The following is a 20321-nucleotide window of genomic DNA, read 5'->3' as shown; positions in this document are numbered from 1 at the left end:
CAGAGAGTGCGCCGGCCGCTAAGCGACGAAGACGCCAGGGCCGGCGGCGCGACACAGGGTCCAAGCTTCCTGACACGGCCTCGCGCTCACCGCAGGGGCCATCACAGGCTCTAGACTCGGCGGCGCCCCGCTCCCGCCCTTCCCGTCCAGGCTCCGCGTGTCGTTCCCGCCTCCGCTTCCCGAAACCTCCCCGCCGCCCGCGTCCGCCACCGCGCTGCCCGAAGGCTGGCAGCCGCTGCCGCCTCGCGGCGCCAGGCTGGCCGCGCTCGGCGCCTTCGTCGGCACGCTGGTGGCCGGTGCGTTCGCCTTGGGCGTGGCCTGGCTGAACGCATCGAGCCTGGCGCGGTGGCTGGGCGAAGGCGCGGTCGCGGTCGTGGTGGTGGCGCTGGGCGCGGCGGTGATCGCCTATCGCCGCCATCGCTTCATCCGCTGGCGTCTGGACGCGCAGGGCTTCGCGCTGATGCAGGGCCGACTGTGGCGCAGCGAGACCCATGTGCCGATCTCCCGCGTCCAGCATCTGGACGTGCGCCGCGGCCCGCTCGACCGCGCCGCGCGGCTGGCCACGCTGGTGGTCCACACCGCCGGCACGCGCCTGAGCGCGGTGTCGGTGTCCGGGCTGGACCAGCGCGATGCCGAACGCCTGCGCGAGCGCCTGGCGCACCAGCTCGACCGCGACGACGACGCCCTGTGAGCGCCGCCCCCGACACGGCGCCGCCCGCCCCCCGCGACCAGCGCCTGCATCCGTGGTCGTGGCTGTTCGTGCTGCTGCAGCAGCTCAAGCAGTTCCTGCTGCCGCTGGTCGTGCTGTTGGTGTTCGGCGGCCGCGATGGCGAGTCGGACCGCTACGACCACGCCGTCACGCTGGTGGTGATGGCGATCCTGGTCGGCACCTCGCTGCTGCGCTATCTGACCTATCGCTACCGCATCGGTGCCGACGGCCTGAGCATCCGCAGCGGCCTGCTCAACCGCAGCCGTCGCGAGATCCCGTTCGCCCGCATCCACAACGTGGCCGTACACCAGAGCCTGCTGCATCGCCTGTTCGGCGTGGCCGAACTGCGCCTGGAATCGGCCGGCGGCAGCAAGCCCGAGGCGCAGATGCGCGTGCTGCGACTGGACCAGGCACTCGCACTCGAAGCGCTGGTGCGCCATCGCGGCCAGGCCGACGACGCCGAAGCGACGCCCGAGGCGCAGGACGGCGCCACCCTGCTGACCCTGGACGCGGGCGAGATCGTGCGCGTGGGCCTGATCTCCAACCGCGGCATGATCGCCATGGCCGCCACCGCCGGCGCGCTGTACCAGCTGTTCCCGCAGCGCGTGGTCGCCAATGCCATCGAACACTACGGCCGGCAGGCGTTCGGCTTCGCCAGCCACCTGCACCTGGGCTGGCTGACCGGGCTGCTGACCGCGGCCAGCGTGATCCTGCTGGCGCTGGCGTTGCTGCGGGCGCTGTCGATCGCGCTGGCGGCGCTGCAGTACCACGGTTTCCGCCTGAGCGAAGCGCAGCAGCGCCTGACCGTCGAGCGCGGCCTGCTGGCGCGCGTGCGCTCCAGCGCGGCGCGCCGCCGCATCCAGTCCTGGACCCTGCGCGAAGGCGTGCTGCATCGCTGGTTCAAGCGCCGCAGCCTGGATGTGGACACCGCCGTGGTCGGCGCCTCGCACGACCAGGACCGCGCGATCCGCGAACTGGTGCCGCTGGCCACGCCGGAGCGCTGCGATGCCCTGCTGCAGCACCTGCTGCCCGACGCGCACTGGCCGCCGGCGCACTGGCATCCGATGGCGGCCAGGCACTGGTGGCGGCTGTGCCTGTGGCCGGCGTTCTGGCTGATCGTCCTGGCCGCGGCGCTGTGGCCGCTGCTGGGTGTCCTGGCGCTGGCCGTGCTGGCGTGGTGGCCGTGGTCGGCGTTCAAGGCCTGGCGGCAGATGCGGCGCATGGCCTGGAGCGTGGATGCGCGCCTGGTGGCCGTGCGCGGCGGCTGGTGGACGCGCTGGTGGCGCTTCGCCGAAGTCGACAAGCTGCAGGCGCTGCGCCTGACACGCTCGCCGCTGGATCGGCGCTGCGGCACGGCCACGCTGCTGCTCGATTCGGCCGGCGCCTCCCGCCAGGGACCGCGCCTGGAGCTGCGCCTGATGCCGGTGGAACAGGCGCGCGCGTTGCACGACCAGCTCACCGCCACCCTCGCGCGCCGACAGCTGCGCTGGTAAGAAGGCCATCGCTTGGCAGGGTGGAAGCAACTGCCTCCTCAGATCTCGCAGCGGCCTGCCTGGAGAGCGGAGCTTGTGGCAATCCCCTCTTGGGGACTCCGCTGCCCTTCGTTCGGTTCGTGGGGGAGGCTCCAGCGGAGCAAGCTCCGCTCCACGGGTGGGAGCCGCCACGGCGGCGATGGGGCCTTACCGGTAAAGCCCCATCGCCGGCCGGCCGGCTCCCACGAGGTCAAGGCCTGGCGCCGGGTCCCCAGTAGCCCAGATCCTTGCGGATCTGCAGGGCGCGCAGGCGCGCGCTGAAGGGCTTGGGCTTGAGCACGCCCAGCTCGCCGGCGATGAAGTCCTCGGTCGCGGCGATCACCCGCTCGGCGCTGAAGCCATCGCGATCGGGATGAATCGAATCGGCATAGCGCACGATCGCCTCCATCAGCGCCGGCGCTGGCTGCAGCGCGCGCTCCAGCTGCGCCGGCAGCTGCGCCGGGTCGTCGAAATCGAGCATGTGCGGCTTGGGCGCGCGATTGCGCAGGGTCACCACCGGTTTGTGCTGGACGACGAACTCCGAGACGATCGAGGAGGTATCGGACACCAGCACATCGGCCGCGCGCTGGGCCGCCATCACCTGCTCGGGCTCGACGAAGGCGGCGTTGGCCCCGGCCAGCGCGCGGTAGCGATCGAACAGCGCCGGCGGGCACTTGGGATGCAGGGTCAGCAGCCAGTAGCGTTCACCGCGCGCGATGTCGGCGGCGATCTGGTCGATCAGCAGCGGCGCGGCGCTCAGGCGTTCCGTGAAGGTCGAGCCGAACAGGATCACCGGCCGCCCGCCCGCCGGCGCGCGCAGCGCGGCGCTGGCGCCGCCGTCGTCGCGGAACAGCGGGTCGAGCTTGGGCCAGCCGGTCTGGGCCACGGCGAAGTGGCCTTCGCGCTCGGCCAGCGCGCGGAAGGGCGCGGTGGTGGCCGGCCCCTGGGTGCAGTACAGGTCGAACAGGCCGCGCACGCGGAAGTGCCCGCGCCCATCGGCGCGCTTCTCCACGTTGAAGCCATGGAACAGCTGCACCTTGGCCCCGGCCACGAAGGGGGGCACCCAGTTGGCCGCGCTGAACACCGCGCGCGGGCGCAGCGCCACGGCGCCCTTCAGATCGACCGGGCGCACGCAAGGCGCCACCTGCGCCTCCAGCCCGCGCGCGTTGCCCTCGAACCACGCATGGACCTGTTGGCCGGATGCGTGCAGCGCCTGGGCCAGAGGCGCCAGAATAGGCAGGGCGTACCGTTCGGTCGCAAACAGCAGGTAGTCGGCCATGAGCGTGCTATGTCCTTGACGTCGCCACACGACCCGCGGCCGCGCATTTCGGCCTGCATTATCGCGTTCAACGAAGCCGACCGCATCGGCGACTGCCTGGACTCGCTGGCCTTCTGCGACGAGTGCGTGGTGGTGGACTCGCATTCCACCGATGCCACGGCCGCCATCGCCCAGGCCCGCGGCGCGCGCGTGCTGCTGCGTGGCTTCGATGGCTACCGCAGCCAGAAGGATTTCGCGGTGCGCAGCGCGGCGCACGACTGGGTGCTGTGCCTGGATGCGGACGAGCGCGTGGATGCGACGCTGCGCGCGGCGATCGAGGCCGCGCGCGACGGCGGTTTCGCGGGCGCGGCGGGCTATCGCTTCAACCGGCTATCGGATTACTTCGGCCGCTTCCTGCGGCATGGCAACGCCTATCCGGACCGCGTGCTGCGCCTGTTCGACCGCCGGCGCGGCGGTTGGCGCGGACAGCGCGAGATCCACGAAGCCGCCAGCGTGGACGGCCCCGTCCACACGCTGGCCGGCGACCTGATCCACTACCCCTACCGCTCGCTGGAGCAGCAGCTGGCCAAGACCCAGCGCTACGCGCGGATGATGGCCGAGCACGAGTTCGCCCGTGGCAAGCGCGCCTCGCTGGCCAAGCTGGTGCTCTCGCCGGCGTGGCGCTTCTGGCGCGGCTATGTGTTCCGGCTGGGCTTCCTGGACGGCTGGCGCGGCCTGGTCTACGCCTATGTGCGCGCCAACTACGTGCGGCAGAAGGCGATCATGCTGTGGCTGCTGCAGCACGGACAGCCGCTGGCCGATGGCCCAGGGAGCGAAAAACGAGAAACAGGAAACGCGTGACGACGACGCGTTCCTCATTCACCTCCACTCGTTCCTAGCCCTTGCGCGGATCCTCGCGCAGGCTGAATCCCAGCAGGATCCCGACCAGCGTCAGATAGGCGCCGCCGCTGAGCTGGTGTGCCCACATCGACTGGCTCAGGCCGCACAGCACGAAGGACATCACGACCGCCAGGCCGGCCAGCGCGGCGCTGCGCGAGCGCCGCGGAAACGGCCGTACGCGCAGCTGGCGCGCGAACAGCCAGGCCGGCACCCCGTACAGCGCCAGCAGCGCGACGATGCCGGGGACGCCCATGGTCGCGCCCCATTCGGGGAAGTCGCTGTGCGCGTGGTCCAGGTCGCACCAGCTCAGGGGTTCGGGCGGCCTGCACTCCGGCGAGGCCAGCACCACGCGTTCGAAATGCCCCACGCCCACCCCGGTCCAGGGCTGTCGCCGCAGCTCGTCCACGGCCATGCCGATCAGCTCGATGCGCGCGCCGGAGGAAGAATCCACATCGCCGACCGCATAGCGCTGGATGTCGCCGCGCAGCGCCTCCATCCGCTGGCTGACATGCGGCAGCAGCGCCGCCAGCGCCACGACCGCCAGCCCCGCCAGCGCCCAGAATTCCCAGCGCCGGGCCCTGCCGCCGCTGGCGCGCGAGATCAGCGCGATGGCCAGCACCAGCACGGCGGCCGGCCAGGCCCCGCGGGTGCCGCTCAGCACCACCGCCACCAGGCCGGCGCAGGTGGCCGCGATGGTCAGCAGCAGCCGCCCGGACGGACGCAGGAACACGACCAGCGCGATCAGCAGCACGGCCAGGTCGCCGAAGGTGATGGCATTGATCCAGCCATCGGCGCGGGCCACGCCCTGCCACAGCTGCACCAAGGCCACGGCGCAGGCACCGAACAGGCCCAGCACCGCGCCGCCCCACAGCGCCGCGCGCGGCGGCGCCAGGCCGACCACCAGCAGCATGGCCAGCGGCATCACCAGCACGCGGCCGCGGTTGCCGGCCTCGCTCCAGCGGTCGTGGTGGATCATCGTCGAGGTGCTCGCCACCAGGGCGACCAGCACCACGGCCAGGGTCATCCACAGCAGCGGCCGGCCGGCATCGAAACGTGCGGCCCAGATCCGGTCCGGCGCCAGCAGCACCGCCAGCAGCGTGCACACCGCCGCCGGCAGGAGGCCGGCGGGCGTGGCGATCAGGCAGGCCGGCAGCAGCACCAGCGCCAGCGTGTACAGCGCGCGCGCGGCGCGCAGCCGCGGCGAGGCCGGGAAGGGCTGGGACAGCAGCGATGTCCGGTCAGGCGAGGGCATCAGGCCCATGTACGCCAGTCATCCACAACATCGCGTTACTCACCCTCGGCCTCGACCTGCGCCTTGCGCGCCGAATCATCGAACGGAATCTCCGGCGAGGCCGGACACGCCATGCGCGCGCCCATCGGCACCAGCCACCAGCCGCGGCGCCCCGCCTGCCCCGCATGCCGGGCCACGGTGCGGTCGATGCACGCCGGCAGCGCGACATCCTGCACCAGCAGCCAGCGCCGCTGCGGCGCCTGCGCCTGCCAGGCCAGGCCTTCGCGCAGCTGCTCCTTCCACAGCTTGCGGAAGCCGAAGGTGGTGGTGTTGGACTGGCTCATGAGCAGGTTCTGCTCCTTCCACGCCACCAGGCCGAGCTCGGCCTGCGGACCGATGGACTGGGCCACCTCGCGCATCACCCCGCGCGCGGAGCTGGAGTCGTTGAGCAGCGGGCAGACCACCAGGCCATACAGCACCCAGATCGCGCCCAGCATCGAGCACATCGCCACCACCGGCCGACGCCAGAACGCCAGCAGGCTGGCCAAGCCCCAGGTGCCGATCGCCACCAGCACCCAGGCCATCGCCTGGGTGGCCGTCTCGTCCAGGTCGCGATCGCGATGCAGGCCGCGTTCGAACGAAGGCTCGCCGGTCAGCATCGCGATGCCCATCCCCAGCAGCGCCAGCACCAGCACCGCGCTGAACGCATGCGCCACCGCGCGCACGTCGCGCCGCCGCAACAGGCCGGGCAGCAGCGGCGCCAGCGCCAGGCACAGCATCGGCAGCGCCGGCATGATGTAGACGTCGCGCTTGCCGTGCGGGATGGAGAAGAACACCATCACGATCAGCCACCACGCCAGCGGCACCAGGTAGCGCGGGTCGTGGCGCAGGCGCAGCCGCCGCGCCCACGGCGCGATCGCCCAGGGCAGCGCCAGGATGGTCGGCGCCCACATCAGCAGCACCTGCAGGAAGTACCACGCCGGCTGCGGATGGTCCCAGGAGCGCGCGTAGCGCTTGGCCGTCTGCCGGAACAGGATGTCGTTGAGGTAGGCGCGGTGTTCCGGGTCGCCCGACAGCAGCACCGTGGCCACCATCGGCACCAGCCAGATCGACACCGCCACCAGGAACGCCAGCGGTCCCAGCCAGAAGCGCCGGTCGCCGGCCCACACCTTCACCCCCGGCCAGCCGCGGACCGAGGCCACCGCCGCCGGCACGATGCTCAGCAGCGCCAGGAAACCCACGCCCTTGGTGATCGTGCCCAGGCCGGCGAAGAACCAGCCCAGCACCCACATCTTCCAGTCCGGCCCCTTGAGCAGGTGCCGCAGCAGGCCATAGTTGGCCAGCGTGATCATGCCCAGCACCAGCGCGTCGATCTGCGCGCGCTTGGCCTGGTAGGTGAACTGGAAGGCGAACAGCAGCGCCCACCCTGCGTACAGCCCGACCTTGCGCGTCCACAGCCGCTGGCCCAGGTCCTTGACGCACCAGATCGCGCCCAGCGTGGCCAGCAGCGAGGGCATCAGGAAGGCCACGCGCCAGTTGCCGGTGAGCAGGAAGAACAGCCCCTCCAGCCACATCAGCATCGGCGGCTTGTCCGAGTACAGCTCCACGCCGCGATGCGGGAACAACCAGTCGCCGCTCTCCACCATGTGCTTGGCGACCAGCGTGAACCGCGGCTCGTCGGCCGGCCAGGGATCGCGCAGGCCGATGCCCGCGCCGATGACCAGCAGGGCCGTGATGAACAGCAACCAGGTGTCGAGCGAGCGGGTCTTGGCGTAGGTCATGGGGCGCATGGCGCGGGATGATAGCGAGGCGATGTCGGAACGCAGTGGTGGCGCGGAGCGCGCCCTCGGCTCAGGCGGTGGCCTTGCGCAGACGGGCGTAGAAGAAGCCGTCCATGCCGTCCTCGCCGGTCAGGCGCTGGCGCCCGCCGCCGCTGGCATGGCCGAAGGCGTCACCGGGGTCGTCCAGCCGCGCAGCGTCATGACGCGCGACGAAAGCCTCGATCTGCGCGGCGTTCTCCGCGGCCAGCAGCGAGCAGGTCGCATACACCAGCGTGCCGCCCGGGGCGAGCACCGCCCAGGCCGCGTCCAGCAGTCGCGCCTGCAACGCGGTCAGCGCGGCGATGTCCTCGGGCCGGCGATGCAGCAGCACGTCGGGCTGGCGGCGCACGATGCCGGTGGCCGAGCACGGCGCGTCCAGCAGCACCGCATCGAACGGCACCCCGTCCCACCAGCCGGCTGGATCGCTGGCATCGGCCGCCTTGAGCGTGGCCGTCGCGCCGACCCGCTGCAGGGTCTGCTCGACCCGGCGCAGCCGGCGCGCATCCACATCCAGCGCCGTCAGCCGCAGGCCCGGCTGGCGTTCGAGCAGGTGCGCGGACTTGCCGCCCGGCGCCGCGCAGGCGTCGAGCACGCGCGCGCCCTCGGCCAGCGCGAACAGGTCGGCGACCTGCTGGGCCGAGCCGTCCTGGACCGACACCACGCCCGCCTCGAAGCCCGGCAGGCCGCCGACGGCGGTCGATTCGGCCAGCCGCAGGCCGTCGGGCAAGGCGGCGATGGTCTCGGCGTGGATCCCGCTCTCGGCCAGCTGCACGCGGTAGGCGTCGCGATCCGCCAAGCGCCGGTTGACGCGCAGCCACAGCGGCGCCGGCTCCGCGCTGGCGGCGAAGAGGGCGTCGGCCTGCGTCGGCCAGTCGGCGCGCAGGCGCTGCTGCAGCCACTGCGGCCAGGCCGCGGACGCATCGGCGGCCGGCACGCCTTCGCGCTGGGCGCGGCGCAGCAGCGCGTTGACCATGCCGGCCTGGTGCGGCCGGCCCAGCGTGCGCGCGGCCTCGACCGTGGCCGACAGCGCCGCGTGCGCCGGCAGCTGCAGCGCGTCGAGCTGGGCCAGGCCGGCCAGCAGCAGCGCGCGCAGTTCGTTGTCCCTGGACTGCAGCGGGCGCGGCATCCAGCCGCTCAGCGCGGCGTTGTAGGCGGTTCGCCGGCGCAGCGCGGCGAAGCAGATCGCCTCGAGCAGGGCGCGGTCGCGCGGATCGGCCAGCTGCGGCAGCGTGGTGGCCAGTTCGGCCTTGAGCGAGCGGCCGCGATGCAGCACCGCGTCCAGCACGCGGGCGGCCGTGACCCGCACCACCACGCCGGCCTGGCCGCTCATGCGCCGCCCAGATCGCGGCGTGCGTTGAGGTAGTCGGCGGCGGTGATCGCCTTGCCGCCCTCGCGCTGGACCACGCGCAGGCGCAGCGCACCCTGCCCACAGGCGATGTCCAGGCCCTGGCGGGTGGCGGCCAGCAGGGTGCCGGGCGCGGCGTTGTGGGCGAGGTCGATCGCGATGGCGCCGTGGATGCGCAGGCGTTCGCCGGCCACCTCGCCTTCCGCGATCGGCCAGGGCACGAAGGCGCGCACCTTGCGCGCCAGCACCGCGGCCGGCTGGGTCCAGTCCAGCCGCGCCTCGGCCTTGTCCAGCTTGTGCGCGTAGGTCACGCCCTGCGCCGGCTGCGGACGCGGCACCGGGCGGATGCCCGCGCGCAGCAGGCCCAAGCCGTCGGCCAGCACCTGCCCGCCCAGCTCGGCCAGGCGGTCGTGCAGCTGGCCGCCGGTGTCGGTCTCGGAGATCGGTGCGGACAGCGACAGCAGCACCGGCCCGGTGTCCAGGCCCGCCTCCATCTGCATCAGGCACACGCCGCTCTCGCTATCGCCGGCCTCGATCGCACGCTGGATCGGCGCGGCGCCGCGCCAGCGCGGCAGCAGCGAGGCGTGCACGTTCCAGCAGCCGTAGCGCGGGATCTCCAGCACCGCCCTGGGCAGGATCAGGCCGTAGGCGACTACCACCATCACGTCCGGCGCCATCTGCCGCAGCGCGGCCTGGGTCTCGGGGTTGCGCAGCGTCTCCGGCTGCAGCACCGGGATCCCGCGCTTGACCGCCTCCAGCTTGACCGGCGAGGCGGTCAGCCCGCGCCCGCGCCCGGCGGGACGGTCGGGCTGGGTGTAGACGGCGACCACTTCGTTGTGGCGCACGGCCGCGCGCAGCGACGGCACGGCGAAGTCCGGCGTGCCGGCAAAGACGATCTTCATGCGGAGGGGCGGAGCTCTGGGGGCGGAACGAAAGACGGGAGACGCGGGCGTGACGCAAGCGTCGGCAGGGGCGACCGGCCGGGCCCCGGGTCCGAAGACCCGCGCCCCGGCGTCACCTCATGCCGCATTCCGCCGCACCTTGGCCAGCTTCTTCTTGACCATCTCGCGCTTGAGCGGAGACAGGTAATCGACGAACAGCTTGCCGTCCAGGTGGTCCATCTCGTGCTGGATGCAGACCGCCAGCAGACCGTCCACGCGCAGCTGCTGCGCCGTGCCGGCGCGGTCGAGGAACTTCACCGTGATCGCATCGGCGCGGGTCACGTCGGCGAAGATCCCCGGCACCGACAGGCAGCCCTCCTGGTAGACCTGCTCGCCGGCCTTGTCCAGGATCTCGGGGTTGATGAACACCTGCGGGGCGTTCTTCTCCTCGCTCACGTCGATGACCATGAAGCGCTGGTGCACGTCCACCTGACTGGCGGCCAGGCCGATGCCCGGCGCCTCGTACATGGTCTCGAACATGTCGTCGAGCAGGGTCTGGAACGCCGGATCGGCGATCTGTTCCGCGCGCACCGGCACCGCCTTGGTGCGCAGGCGCGGGTCTGGGAATTCGAGGATGGGCAACTGGGCCATGGCGAGCACCTGGTGGGGAGGCCGGGATGCGGTCCGGCGACGGACCGCACATTGTAGCGCAGCCGACTCCCGCCATCGCTTGCGTCGGCTGCCGTTTTCTGGACTATAGTGGCGACCACCTGTAGGGGAATCAGGTACATACCGCCATGTTCAAACAATGCCGCACAGCTGTGGCTGTCGCGTTCCTGACCCTTGCCGCCTTCGCCACGGCCCAAGAGCTCGCCGGCGACCACCCCGACACCTACGTGGTGCGCAAGGGCGACACGCTGTGGGACATCTCGGCGCGGTTCCTCAAGAAGCCCTGGCTGTGGCCGGAGATCTGGCAGGCCAACCCGCAGATCGCCAACCCGCACCTGATCTACCCGGGCGACGTGATCAGCCTGGCCTACCTGGACCGCGTGGCCCAGGCCCAGGTCAAGCCCGGTCCGCGCCAGGACGCGCCGATCACCGGCGTGCCGCTGTCGGACATCGAGCCGTTCCTGCGCCACATGCACGTGGTCGACAGCATCGACGACCTGCCCTACATCGCCGGCCTGCAGGACGACCGCCTGCGCGCCTTCGCCGGCCAGGACGTCTACGCCGTCGACCTGGAGGCCCCGCAGGTCGGCCAGCGCTACGCGGTGGTGCGGCCGACCAAGTACTACGACGAACCCAAGCCCAGCACCGACCTGGACTTCCGCGGCGAGCGCACGCTCGGCGAGGGCAGCCTGTGGAAGGAGTTCCAGGCCCCCAACGAGAACCGCGACTTCCTGGGCTATGAGCTGGAGCAGATGGCCATCGGCACCGTCACGGCGGTCGATCCGGACGGCAACGCCAGCACGCTGCGCCTGGAGGGCAACGGCCGCGAGGTCCGCGCCGGCGACCGCCTGATCCCGGTCGAGGCCCAGCCCTTCGACCTGCAGTTCTTCCCGCATCCGCCCCGGACGCCGCTGGTGGACGGCAAGGTGCGCATCATGTCGGTGTCCGACACGCTGGCCTACGGCGGCGCGCACGATGTGGTCGCCCTGTCCGGCGGCAGCCGCGAAGGCCTGGACAACGGCACGGTGCTGTCGGTGTGGCGCCCGGGCAGCTACAAGCTGGATCCGTTCAAGGGCTCGACCTCGCGCATCGCCGAGATCAAGAAGCCCGGCCAGGGCCGCAACAAGCTGCCCGACCAGTACACCGCGCACGTGATGATCTTCAAGACCTACGAGAAGGTCAGCTACGGCCTGATCATGGAAGGCTCGGCGCCCTCGCGCGTGGGCTACTTCCTGCGCGATCCGGACGCCGGCATGCCGAACACGGCCACCGCCAGCGCCGACTGATCCGACTTTTCCTACGCAACACCACGACGGCGCCCGAGGGCGCCGTCGCCGTTTCCTGGCCACGCTGGCCGGCATGGACGATGAAGACACCCGCGCCTGGCTGGCCCTGGTGCTGGCCGGCGGCGCCACCGCGCCGCGCCGGCAGCTGCTGGAGACCCACGGCAGCGCCGGCGCCGCGCTGGCCGCCGGGCCCGCGGCCTGGCGCCAGGCCGGGCTGGAGGACAAGCGCTGCGCGCGCCTGGCCGCGCCCTGCGCCACGGCCCTGGCGCGCAGCCTGGACTGGCTCGCCGGGCCGCGGCGGCGCCTGCTGCACTGGCGGCATCCGGATTACCCGCCCCTGCTGGCGCAGACCGCCTCACCGCCGCTGGCGCTGTTCGTCGAGGGCGATGCCGACCTGCTCTGGCACCCGGGCGTGGCGGTGGTCGGCAGCCGCGCGCCCACCGCCGGCGGCCGCGACAACGCCGCCGCCTTCGCCCACGCGCTGGCGGCGGCGGGCTGGGCGGTGTTCAGCGGCATGGCCGCGGGCATCGATGCGGCGGCACACGAGGCCGCGCTGGCGCTGGCCGACGGGCGCACCGTGGCGGTGGTGGGGACCGGACCGGACCTGGCCTACCCGGCCCGCCATGCCCGCCTGCGCGCGCGCCTGGCCGAACGCGGCGCGGTGGTCAGCGAGTTCCCGCCCGGCACGCGGGCGCGGGCACCGCACTTCCCCAGCCGCAACCGGGTGCTGGCCGGGCTGGCGCTGGGCACCGTGGTGATCGAGGCGGCCGAGCGTTCCGGCGCGCTGATCACCGCGCGGCTGGCGGCGGAGGCCGGCCGCGAGGTGTTCGCCCTGCCCGGCTCGATCCACAACCCGAAGGCGCGCGGCTGCCATCGTCTGATCCGGGACGGCGCGGCGCTGGTCGAGCAGCCGCTGGAAATCCTCCAGGGCCTGGCACCGGCCGCAGGCGCCCTGGCCAGACGGCTTGCGCCGCCCCCGGTCCGCCCCCATCCAGGGGGGGCACCTACCCCCACGCAGCCGGACCCCGACTACCAGCGCTTGTGGGAAGCGCTCGGCCACGACCCAACCGGTATGGATCAACTGCTCGCGCGGACCGGATTGACGGCCGCGGAAGTGTCCTCCATGCTGCTGGTCATGGAACTGGATGGGCAGGTGGCGGTCGAACATGGCCGTTACGCACGCAGATCGTAGTTTTCCCACCTCCACAGTGCTTTTGAGCACAGGCCGAGGGCAATGAAAGAGAGCATCCTGGACGTCCTGCTATACCTGTTCGAACACTACTTCACCGAAGACGCCGATCCGGTCCGCGACCGCGACTCCCTCCAGAACGGCCTGATCCAGGCCGGTTTCAGCCCCACCGAAATCAACAAGGCCTTCGACTGGCTTGATGCGCTGGCCGAGCAGCGGCCCAGCGCCGGCGAGCCGCGCGTGGACGGCCCGATCCGCATCTTCCACGGCCTTGAGCTGGAGAAGCTGGACGTGGAAGGCCGCGGCTTCCTGATGTTCCTGGAGCAGCACGGCATCCTGGATGCCGACCAGCGCGAGCTGGTGCTGGACCGTGCCATGGCGCTGGACCAGGACGAACTGGACCTGGACGACCTCAAGTGGGTCGTGCTGATGGTGCTGTTCAACCAGCCCGGATCTGAAGCGGCCTACGCCTGGATGGAAACCCAGATGTTCGCCGACGAGCCGGAACCGGTGCACTAGCGCCAGGACGTCAACCGGCCTGCGTCCTCCGACGCAGGCCGCGCAGGGAAGCGGGGGATCGATGAGCCAGTGGTATTACCGGCACGGGGAGCGGACCGAGGGTCCGGTGCCGACCGAAGACATCCTGCGCCTGCTGCGCACCGGGACGCTCGGCCAGCAGACCCTGCTGTGGCGGGAAGGCCTGGCCCAGTGGCAGCCACTGTCGACCCTGCGCCACGAGCTGGGCCTGGGCCCGGCATTGCCTCCCGCCCCACCGCCGCCGGCGGTCGCGACCGCCGCCGCCCGCGCACCCGCCCGGCGTGGCCTGTCCGGCTGCGCGATCGCGGCGATCGTCGCGCTGGCGTGCCTGGTGCCGGTGGCGCTGCTGGCGGCCATCGCCTTCCCCGCCTATCAGCAGTATCTGAACCGCGCGGTGGTGGCCCAGGCCCTGGCCGAGGCGACGCCGGTGCAGGCGCAGATCCAGCAGGCCATGGCCCAGGCGCCGTCCGGGTCCTGTCCAAGCAATGGCCAGCCGCCCTTCCGCGCGCCTGGCGACTACGCCGGGGCCACGGTTTCGTCGATCACCATCGGCGCGTTTCCGTCGAGCGGCGCCTGCGGCCTGGAGCTCGTCCTGCGCAAGCCTGACCGGGCCCGCGTGGACGGCAAGCGGGTCTGGCTGCAGCTGGATGGCGCGGGTCACTGGCGCTGCAGTTCGGAACTGCCGGACACCCAGCTGCCGGCCCGGTGCCGAGGCGCCAGGCGCTAGCGCCCGCCCAGGGCAGGGTGTTGGGTCGCCCACGGGGCTGGGTTAACGTGGCGCCCGGGGACAATCGAGAAAGCACGGGAATTCCATGTCGAACTGGTACTACGCAGACCGTGACCGCCAGCGTCACGGCCCGATGGACGCGGCCGCGCTGGCGCAGGCCTTCAACGCCGGCCGCATCGGCCAGGACGCCCTGGTCTGGCGCGAGGGGCTGCCGGACTGGCAGCCGCTGGGCCGGCACGCCGCCGAGCTGGGCCTGCTGGGCGACGCGCCGGTCGCGCCAGCGGCGGGCCCCGCGCCGTTCGCCGCCGAGGCCGTCGCGCCCGCCGCCGACTGGCGCGCCGCCGTGCCGGGCGCCACGGTCGAACCGGCCTCGCCCTACGCCGCCCCGCGGGCGACGATCGCCCGCGAGCAGGACGTGGTCGACGGCGGCGAGATCGTCTACGCCGGCTTCCTCAAGCGCCTCGCCGCCTCGATGCTGGACGGCCTGATCGTCGGCGCGGTGATGATGGCGGTGCTGATGATCGTGGTGGTGGTGATGGGCGTCGGCGGCAACCTGTTCTCGGACATGCAGGCCGGACGCGCCCCGATGCTGGGGGTGACCTTCGTGCTGCTGTTCTATCTGGTGCCCTTCGCCCTGCAGGCGGCCTATTTCACCCTGATGCACGCCTCCGGCAGCCAGGCCACGCTGGGCAAGCTGGCGGTGGGCATCAAGGTGGTGCGCTCCAATGGCGAGCGCATTTCGGTGCTGCGCAGCTTCGGCCGGTTCGCCGGACTGGTGCTGCTGGGCGTGGTCACCTGCAATCTGACCCTGCTGGCCTCGGCCATCATGGCCGGCCTCACCGCGCGCAAGCAGGGCCTGCACGACATGATGAGCGACACTCTGGTGGTGGACCGCTGGGCCTTCACCGCCCACCCCGAACGCCAGCGCCGCGAGCTGGGCGCGGTGACCATCACCATGCTGGTGCTGACCGGCCTGTTGGTGCTCGGCTACGTGGCCATCGTGGTGTTCGCGGGCATCGGCGCGGCCATGAGCCACCGGTGAGCCGCGACCGGGCCGGCTTGACAGCCGGACCATGGCCGTGATTCCACTATAAAAAGCCACAAGCTGAACGCCCGGGCCCGAAAGGACCGGGCGTCGCCTTCTGTCCTCCTCCGATCTGCCCCACACTCGCCGCCCCGCACGGCCCGCATCGAAAGCTCCCCAAGCCAATGCCCAAGCACCTGCTCATCGTCGAGTCGCCCGCCAAGGCCAAGACGATCAACAAATACCTCGGCAAGGACTTCACCGTCCTGGCCAGCTACGGGCACGTGCGCGACCTGGTGCCCAAGGAAGGCGCGGTCGATCCGGACAACGGCTTCGCCATGCGCTACGACCTGATCGAGAAGAACGAGAAGCACGTCGATGCGATCGCCAAGGCGGCCAAGGCGGCCGACGACATCTATCTGGCGACCGACCCGGATCGCGAGGGCGAGGCGATCAGCTGGCACATCGCCGAGATCCTGAAGGAACGCAACCTGGTCCAGGACAAGCCCATGCACCGAGTGGTGTTCACCGAGATCACGCCGCGCGCGATCAAGGAGGCCATGACCAAGCCGCGCAGCATCGCCGCCGACCTGGTCGATGCGCAGCAGGCGCGCCGCGCGCTGGACTACCTGGTGGGCTTCAACCTCTCGCCGGTGCTGTGGCGCAAGGTGCAGCGCGGCCTGTCGGCCGGGCGCGTGCAGAGCCCGGCGCTGCGCATGATCGTCGAGCGCGAGGAGGAGATCGAAGCCTTCGTCGCCCGCGAGTACTGGACCATCGCCGCCGAGTGCGCGCACCCCAGCCAGCATTTCAGCGCCAAACTGGTGAAGCTGGACGGGCAGAAGTTCGAACAATTCACCGTCACCGACGGCGAGACGGCCGAGGCCGCGCGCCTGCGCATCCAGCAGGCCGCGCAGGGCTCGCTGCACGTCACCGACGTGGCGAGCAAGGAGCGCAAGCGCCGCCCGGCGCCGCCGTTCACCACCTCCACCCTGCAGCAGGAGGCCTCGCGCAAGCTGGGTTTCACCACGCGCAAGACCATGCAGGTGGCGCAGAAGCTGTACGAGGGCGTGGCCATCGGCGAGGAAGGCACGGTCGGCCTGATCTCCTACATGCGTACCGACTCGGTGAACCTGTCGCAGGACGCGCTGGACGAGATCCGCGACGTCATCGCCCGCGACTACGGCACCGCCTCGCTGCCGGACAAGCCCAACACCTACCAGACCAAGTCCAAGAACGCCCAGGAGGCGCACGAGGCCGTGCGCCCGACCTCGGCCCTGCGCACGCCCGCGCAGGTGTCCCGCTACCTGTCCGACGACGAGCGCCGCCTGTACGAGCTGATCTGGAAGCGCGCGGTGGCCTGCCAGATGATCCCGGCCACGCTCAACACGGTCAGCGTCGAACTGGCCGCCGGCAGCCAGCACGCCTTCCGCGCCAGTGGCACCACCGTGGTGGTGCCCGGCTTCCTGGCCGTGTATGAGGAAGGCAAGGACACCAAGAGCGCCGAGGACGAGGACGAAGGCCGCAAGCTGCCGGCGATGAAGCCGGGCGACACGGTGCCGCTGGACCGCATCAACGCCGAACAGCACTTCACCCAGCCGCCGCCGCGCTTCACCGAAGCGGCGCTGGTCAAGGCGCTGGAGGAATACGGCATCGGCCGTCCCTCCACCTATGCCTCGATCATCCAGACCCTGATCTTCCGCAAGTACGTGGAGATGGAAGGCCGCAGCTTCCGGCCCTCCGACGTCGGCCGCGCGGTCAGCAAGTTCCTGTCCGGGCACTTCACCCGCTACGTGGACTACGACTTCACCGCCAAGATGGAAGACGAGCTGGATGCGGTCAGCCGCGGCGAGGAGGACTGGGTGCCGCTGATGACGCGCTTCTGGGAGCCCTTCATCCAGCTGGTGGACGAGAAGAAGGAATCGGTCGACCGCGCCGAGGCCAGCGGCGCGCGCGAGCTGGGCACCGATCCCAAGACCGGCAAGCCGGTCAGCGTGCGGCTGGGCCGCTTCGGGCCGTACGCGGCCATCGGCAGCACCGCCGAGGACGCCGAGGAGAAGCCCAAGTTCGCCTCGCTGCGCCCGGGCCAGTCGATGCACACCATCACCCTGGACGAGGCGCTGGAGCTGTTCCTGATGCCGCGCGCGCTGGGCCAGGACAAGGGCGAGGACGTCAGCGTCGGCATCGGCCGCTTCGGCCCGTTCGCCCGGCGCGGCAACACCTATGCCTCGCTGAAGAAGGAAGACGACCCGTACACGATCGACCTGGCCCGCGCGGTGTTCCTGATCGAGGAGAAGGAAGAGATCGCGCGCAACCGGATCATCAAGGAATTCGACGGCAGCGACATCCAGGTGCTCAACGGCCGCTTCGGCCCGTACATCTCCGACGGCAAGCTCAACGGCAAGATCCCCAAGGATCGCGAGCCGGCGTCGCTGACGCTGGACGAGGTGGTCAAGCTGCTGGAAGAGACCGGCAAGCCGGTGCGCAAGGGCTTCGGCGCGAAGAAGACCGCGGCCAAGGCACCGGCGAAGAGCGCCAAGGTCGCCAAGGAACCGGCCGCGAAGAAGGCCGCCAAGAAGGCCGCCAAGAAGACTCCCGCAAAGAAAGCCGCCAAAAAGGCCGTGAAGAAGGTCGCCGCCCAGCCCGAGCCGGCCGTGTCGGTGCTCTCGCCCAAGGCCATGCCCGTCTCGGGCAAGAAGACCGTCGTCAAGAAGAAGCCGGCCGACGACGCGGCACCGTTCTGACGCCATGCCGGTCTCGACCCTGCCCCTGGACGCCGCCGTCGCGCTGCTGCGCGAAGGCGGCGTGCTGGCCTATCCCACCGAAGGGGTGTGGGGCCTGGGCTGCGATCCGATGTCGCAGCCGGCCGTGATGCGCCTGCTGGCGATCAAGCAGCGCAGCGTCGACAAGGGCCTGATCCTGATCGCCGCAGAGCTGGCCCAGCTCGCCCCGCTGCTGGACTGGGACGCGCTGCCGGCCGCGCGCCAGGCCGCGGTGCTCGACAGCTGGCCCGGCGCCAACACCTGGATCGTGCCGGCCTCGCCGCAGGCGCCGCGCTGGGTCACCGGCGCGCACAGCGGCATCGCCGTGCGCGTCACCGCCCATCCGCAGGTGATCGCGCTGTGCCAGGCCTTCGGCGGGCCGCTGGTGTCCACAAGCGCCAACCTGGCCGGTGAGCCGTCGGTGCGCCGGTTCGAGGACCTCGACCTGCGCCTGCTGGCGCGCGTGGATGGCGTGCTGGAAGGCCGCACCGGCGGCCTGGATCGCCCCAGCGTGATCCGCGACGCCGGCACCGGGCAGGTGCTGCGGGACTGAACCGTCAGCGCCGCAAGGCTTCCCGCCCCGCGGGCCAGCGCGCAAGATGCGCGCATGTCGCGCCCACCGCTGTCGCCGCTGTTGCTCGTGTTCGCCGCGCTGTCGGCCGGTGAAGCGCGCGCGGCCGATCCGGTCACGATCTACCGCTGCGTGGGCCGCGACGGCACGGTGACGCTGAGCGACGCCAAGTGCCCGCCGGGCCAGCGTCAGGAAGTGCGCGAGATGCTGCGCCCGCAGGATCCGCCGCCGGTGCCGGCCTCGCCCCCGCCGTCCGCGCCGGCGCGTTCCGCCGCCCCGCAGGCACCGACGCAGGTGGTGGTCTATCGCACGCCACCGCGGCCGATGTATCTGTGTACCGGCGACGATGGGCGCACCTACACCAGCGACAACGGCGACGGGAATCCGCGCCTGGTGCCGCTGTGGTCGCTGGGTTATCCCGCCGGCGGCTTCGGCCCGCCCGGCCATCATCGGCCCGGCGGACCGGTGGTGGTCGGCAACACCTGGGTGCGCGACGCCTGTCACCAGCTGCCGCAGGCCGAGGTCTGCGACCGGCTGCGCGACCGGCGCTACGAGATCCAGCGCCAGTACCACAGCGCGCTGCAGAGCGAGCGGCATGCGCTGGACAAAGAACAGCGCGGTCTCGACGCGCGCCTGGACAACGATTGCGGAGCAGGTTGATGGGAGTGAGGAACTGGGCGCGCGTCGCCCTGGCGGCGACGGCGCTGGGCCTGGCATGGCCGCTGCTGGCGCAGACCACGATCTACCGCTGCACCGACGCCAAGGGCGAGATGACGGTGCAGAACGCGCCCTGCCCGGCCGGGACCAAGGAAGACAAGCGCCAGGTCGGCGAGGTGGCGAGCCGGCCGCTGCCGTCCACGCTGCGGAACGCGCCAGCGCCGGCCGCCGCATCGACGGCGCCCCCAGCGCGCAGCGTCGAGGCGCCGCCGGTCGCGTTGCCCGCCCCTTCCGGACCGCCGCCCGCGCCGCTGCACCTGAGCGCTACCCCCGACCCGACCGTGACGCCGCCCGCGCCGACCGGGCCGGCGACGACGATCTACCGCTGCACCGATGCCGCCGGCGCGCTGACCGTCCAGAACAGCCCCTGCCCGGCCGGCAGCAAAACCGACAAGCGCGCCGTGCAGGGCGTGGCCAGCATGCCGTTGCCCGGCAACAGGCCCGCCGCCGCCGCGGCGCCGACGGCGACAGCGGTGCCGGCGGCACAGGCGGCGGCTCCAACAGCCGCACAGACCGCGCCGTTGGCTGCGCCGCCTCCGGCGCGCCAGGGCGGCGAGCGCACGCGCGATTCGGCCATCGTGCCGGCGGCCGAGGAGGCGCAGGTGCTGCAGACGATCCCGGGCATGACGCTGATCCAGGACCCGACCCTGCACAAGGACGACGCGGCCGCCGACGCGCTGGCCGGTCGCAAGCCCGCGCAGGCCAGCCAGGCCGCGGCCGGGCTGGTCACCGGCTCGGCGCCGCCGATCCTGTTCCAGTGCACCACCTACGACAGCGGCACCTACCTGACCGAAGAGGCCAACCCGCAGTCGCGCTGCGCTCCGCTGAACACCGTCGGCCTGGACGGCAACCCGGCCGGCGGCGCGGGCCGCGCCTGCGAGGTGATCCACGACGTCTGCGCGCGCGTGCCCGACCAGCGCCTGTGCGCGGCCTGGAACAAGCGCCTGGGCGAGACCGAAGTGGCCTGGCGCTACGCCAAACCGGAAAACCAGGCCGACAGGAAGGCCGACTACGACCGCGTGCAGCGCATCGTCACCGACGCGCATTGCAAGTGAGACGCGCGGCGGTGGCTTTCATGCGCAATACCGACGCCCAGGGATTTCCGCTTTCGCGAGAATGACGGGAGAGGGTTGGCGGAGGCTTTTGGATTGGACCGCGCTGCAAGGCACGGCCCAATGTTTTGCAGC

General features: G+C 71.8%; 18 protein-coding genes. 12 read left to right on the top strand and 6 right to left on the bottom strand.

Features of this window, described 5'->3' with window-relative positions:
- The first annotated feature begins 157 nt into the window (after positions 1–157).
- Both LAJ50_RS04550 and LAJ50_RS04545 read left to right on the top strand, forming a co-directional pair.
- Complete coding sequence (locus tag LAJ50_RS04550) at positions 158–691, top strand: PH domain-containing protein (RefSeq protein ID WP_205961548.1); 534 nt, start codon at positions 158–160, stop codon at positions 689–691.
- Positions 688–2202, top strand: a complete 1515-nt coding sequence (locus LAJ50_RS04545) for a PH domain-containing protein (RefSeq protein WP_205961549.1) — start codon at positions 688–690, stop codon at positions 2200–2202. Before LAJ50_RS04550 ends, LAJ50_RS04545 begins: the two co-directional genes overlap by 4 nt.
- A gap of 229 nt (positions 2203–2431) precedes the next feature.
- On the opposite strand, the gene LAJ50_RS04540 is transcribed toward LAJ50_RS04545, so the two are convergent.
- Positions 2432–3499 carry a CDP-glycerol glycerophosphotransferase family protein gene (locus LAJ50_RS04540; RefSeq protein WP_138654289.1) on the bottom strand — a complete coding sequence of 356 codons (1068 nt, stop codon included), beginning with the start codon at positions 3497–3499 and terminating at the stop codon, positions 2432–2434.
- A gap of 9 nt (positions 3500–3508) precedes the next feature.
- Here LAJ50_RS04540 and LAJ50_RS04535 point away from each other — a divergent pair, with 9 nt between their 5' ends.
- Entirely contained in the window at positions 3509–4339 is an 831-nt protein-coding gene (locus LAJ50_RS04535) for a glycosyltransferase family 2 protein (protein ID WP_138654291.1), read from the top strand.
- Positions 4340–4373: 34 nt separating this feature from the next.
- Here the strand turns inward: LAJ50_RS04535 and LAJ50_RS04530 are convergent, their stop codons facing one another.
- From LAJ50_RS04530 to def, 5 genes are all read right to left on the bottom strand, one after another.
- Positions 4374–5630 carry an O-antigen ligase family protein gene (locus LAJ50_RS04530; protein ID WP_224096473.1) on the bottom strand — a complete coding sequence of 419 codons (1257 nt, stop codon included), beginning with the start codon at positions 5628–5630 and terminating at the stop codon, positions 4374–4376.
- 35 nt (positions 5631–5665) lie between these two features.
- A complete protein-coding gene (locus LAJ50_RS04525) occupies positions 5666–7399 on the bottom strand; it encodes a glycosyltransferase family 39 protein (RefSeq protein WP_138654295.1) in 1734 nt (577 codons plus the stop codon).
- A gap of 61 nt (positions 7400–7460) precedes the next feature.
- Positions 7461–8759 carry a 16S rRNA (cytosine(967)-C(5))-methyltransferase RsmB gene (rsmB, locus tag LAJ50_RS04520; RefSeq protein ID WP_224096472.1) on the bottom strand — a complete coding sequence of 433 codons (1299 nt, stop codon included), beginning with the start codon at positions 8757–8759 and terminating at the stop codon, positions 7461–7463.
- Positions 8756–9676: a methionyl-tRNA formyltransferase gene (fmt, locus tag LAJ50_RS04515; protein ID WP_130550733.1), complete on the bottom strand. Its 921-nt coding sequence runs from the start codon at positions 9674–9676 to the stop codon at positions 8756–8758. Before fmt ends, rsmB begins: the two co-directional genes overlap by 4 nt.
- A gap of 117 nt (positions 9677–9793) precedes the next feature.
- The gene (def, locus tag LAJ50_RS04510; RefSeq protein WP_138655467.1) at positions 9794–10306 is read right to left on the bottom strand and encodes a peptide deformylase; all 513 of its coding nucleotides are present in this window, start codon (positions 10304–10306) and stop codon (positions 9794–9796) included.
- A gap of 146 nt (positions 10307–10452) precedes the next feature.
- Between def and LAJ50_RS04505 the strand changes: the two genes are divergently transcribed.
- The 9 genes from LAJ50_RS04505 (at position 10453) to LAJ50_RS04465 (ending at position 20189) form a co-directional block, all read left to right on the top strand.
- Complete coding sequence (locus LAJ50_RS04505; RefSeq protein WP_130550731.1) at positions 10453–11610, top strand: LysM peptidoglycan-binding domain-containing protein; 1158 nt, start codon at positions 10453–10455, stop codon at positions 11608–11610.
- Positions 11611–11683: 73 nt separating this feature from the next.
- Complete coding sequence (gene dprA / locus LAJ50_RS04500; protein ID WP_130550730.1) at positions 11684–12802, top strand: DNA-processing protein DprA; 1119 nt, start codon at positions 11684–11686, stop codon at positions 12800–12802.
- Positions 12803–12844: 42 nt separating this feature from the next.
- The gene (locus LAJ50_RS04495) at positions 12845–13318 is read left to right on the top strand and encodes a DUF494 family protein (protein WP_130516831.1); all 474 of its coding nucleotides are present in this window, start codon (positions 12845–12847) and stop codon (positions 13316–13318) included.
- 61 nt (positions 13319–13379) lie between these two features.
- Positions 13380–14063, top strand: coding sequence for a GYF domain-containing protein (locus tag LAJ50_RS04490; RefSeq protein WP_130550729.1), 684 nt, complete (start codon positions 13380–13382; stop codon positions 14061–14063).
- 85 nt (positions 14064–14148) lie between these two features.
- Positions 14149–15105, top strand: coding sequence for an RDD family protein (locus tag LAJ50_RS04485; protein ID WP_130550728.1), 957 nt, complete (start codon positions 14149–14151; stop codon positions 15103–15105).
- Positions 15106–15272: 167 nt separating this feature from the next.
- Entirely contained in the window at positions 15273–17828 is a 2556-nt protein-coding gene (locus LAJ50_RS04480; protein WP_138655451.1) for a DNA topoisomerase I, read from the top strand.
- A 4-nt stretch (positions 17829–17832) separates the two neighbouring features.
- Positions 17833–18399, top strand: coding sequence for a Sua5/YciO/YrdC/YwlC family protein (locus LAJ50_RS04475; protein WP_138655453.1), 567 nt, complete (start codon positions 17833–17835; stop codon positions 18397–18399).
- 54 nt (positions 18400–18453) lie between these two features.
- Positions 18454–19077, top strand: a complete 624-nt coding sequence (locus tag LAJ50_RS04470; protein WP_138655455.1) for a DUF4124 domain-containing protein — start codon at positions 18454–18456, stop codon at positions 19075–19077.
- Positions 19077–20189, top strand: coding sequence for a DUF4124 domain-containing protein (locus tag LAJ50_RS04465; protein WP_224096471.1), 1113 nt, complete (start codon positions 19077–19079; stop codon positions 20187–20189). Before LAJ50_RS04470 ends, LAJ50_RS04465 begins: the two co-directional genes overlap by 1 nt.
- Positions 20190–20321 lie beyond the last annotated feature (132 nt).

The sequence above is a fragment of the Pseudoxanthomonas sp. X-1 genome (assembly GCF_020042665.1).
GTDB classification, from domain to species: domain Bacteria; phylum Pseudomonadota; class Gammaproteobacteria; order Xanthomonadales; family Xanthomonadaceae; genus Pseudoxanthomonas_A; species Pseudoxanthomonas_A spadix_A.
Note: the sequence above shows the minus strand (reverse complement) of the source record. Positions and strands in the feature narration are given on the sequence as shown.

Excerpts from the sequence above, each read along its gene's own strand:
- LAJ50_RS04535 (WP_138654291.1), top strand. The coding sequence starts at position 3,509 with ATGTCCTTGACGTCGCCACACGACCCGCGGCCGCGCATTTCGGCCTGC.
- LAJ50_RS04475 (WP_138655453.1), top strand. The coding sequence starts at position 17,833 with ATGCCGGTCTCGACCCTGCCCCTGGACGCCGCCGTCGCGCTGCTGCGC.
- LAJ50_RS04480 (WP_138655451.1), top strand. The coding sequence starts at position 15,273 with ATGCCCAAGCACCTGCTCATCGTCGAGTCGCCCGCCAAGGCCAAGACG.
- LAJ50_RS04465 (WP_224096471.1), top strand. The coding sequence starts at position 19,077 with ATGGGAGTGAGGAACTGGGCGCGCGTCGCCCTGGCGGCGACGGCGCTG.
- LAJ50_RS04470 (WP_138655455.1), top strand. The coding sequence starts at position 18,454 with ATGTCGCGCCCACCGCTGTCGCCGCTGTTGCTCGTGTTCGCCGCGCTG.
- LAJ50_RS04505 (WP_130550731.1), top strand. The coding sequence starts at position 10,453 with ATGTTCAAACAATGCCGCACAGCTGTGGCTGTCGCGTTCCTGACCCTT.
- dprA (WP_130550730.1), top strand. The coding sequence starts at position 11,684 with ATGGACGATGAAGACACCCGCGCCTGGCTGGCCCTGGTGCTGGCCGGC.
- fmt (WP_130550733.1), bottom strand. The coding sequence starts at position 9,676 with ATGAAGATCGTCTTTGCCGGCACGCCGGACTTCGCCGTGCCGTCGCTG.
- LAJ50_RS04530 (WP_224096473.1), bottom strand. The coding sequence starts at position 5,630 with ATGCCCTCGCCTGACCGGACATCGCTGCTGTCCCAGCCCTTCCCGGCC.
- LAJ50_RS04490 (WP_130550729.1), top strand. The coding sequence starts at position 13,380 with ATGAGCCAGTGGTATTACCGGCACGGGGAGCGGACCGAGGGTCCGGTG.
- def (WP_138655467.1), bottom strand. The coding sequence starts at position 10,306 with ATGGCCCAGTTGCCCATCCTCGAATTCCCAGACCCGCGCCTGCGCACC.
- LAJ50_RS04540 (WP_138654289.1), bottom strand. The coding sequence starts at position 3,499 with ATGGCCGACTACCTGCTGTTTGCGACCGAACGGTACGCCCTGCCTATT.
- LAJ50_RS04495 (WP_130516831.1), top strand. The coding sequence starts at position 12,845 with ATGAAAGAGAGCATCCTGGACGTCCTGCTATACCTGTTCGAACACTAC.
- rsmB (WP_224096472.1), bottom strand. The coding sequence starts at position 8,759 with ATGAGCGGCCAGGCCGGCGTGGTGGTGCGGGTCACGGCCGCCCGCGTG.
- LAJ50_RS04485 (WP_130550728.1), top strand. The coding sequence starts at position 14,149 with ATGTCGAACTGGTACTACGCAGACCGTGACCGCCAGCGTCACGGCCCG.
- LAJ50_RS04525 (WP_138654295.1), bottom strand. The coding sequence starts at position 7,399 with ATGCGCCCCATGACCTACGCCAAGACCCGCTCGCTCGACACCTGGTTG.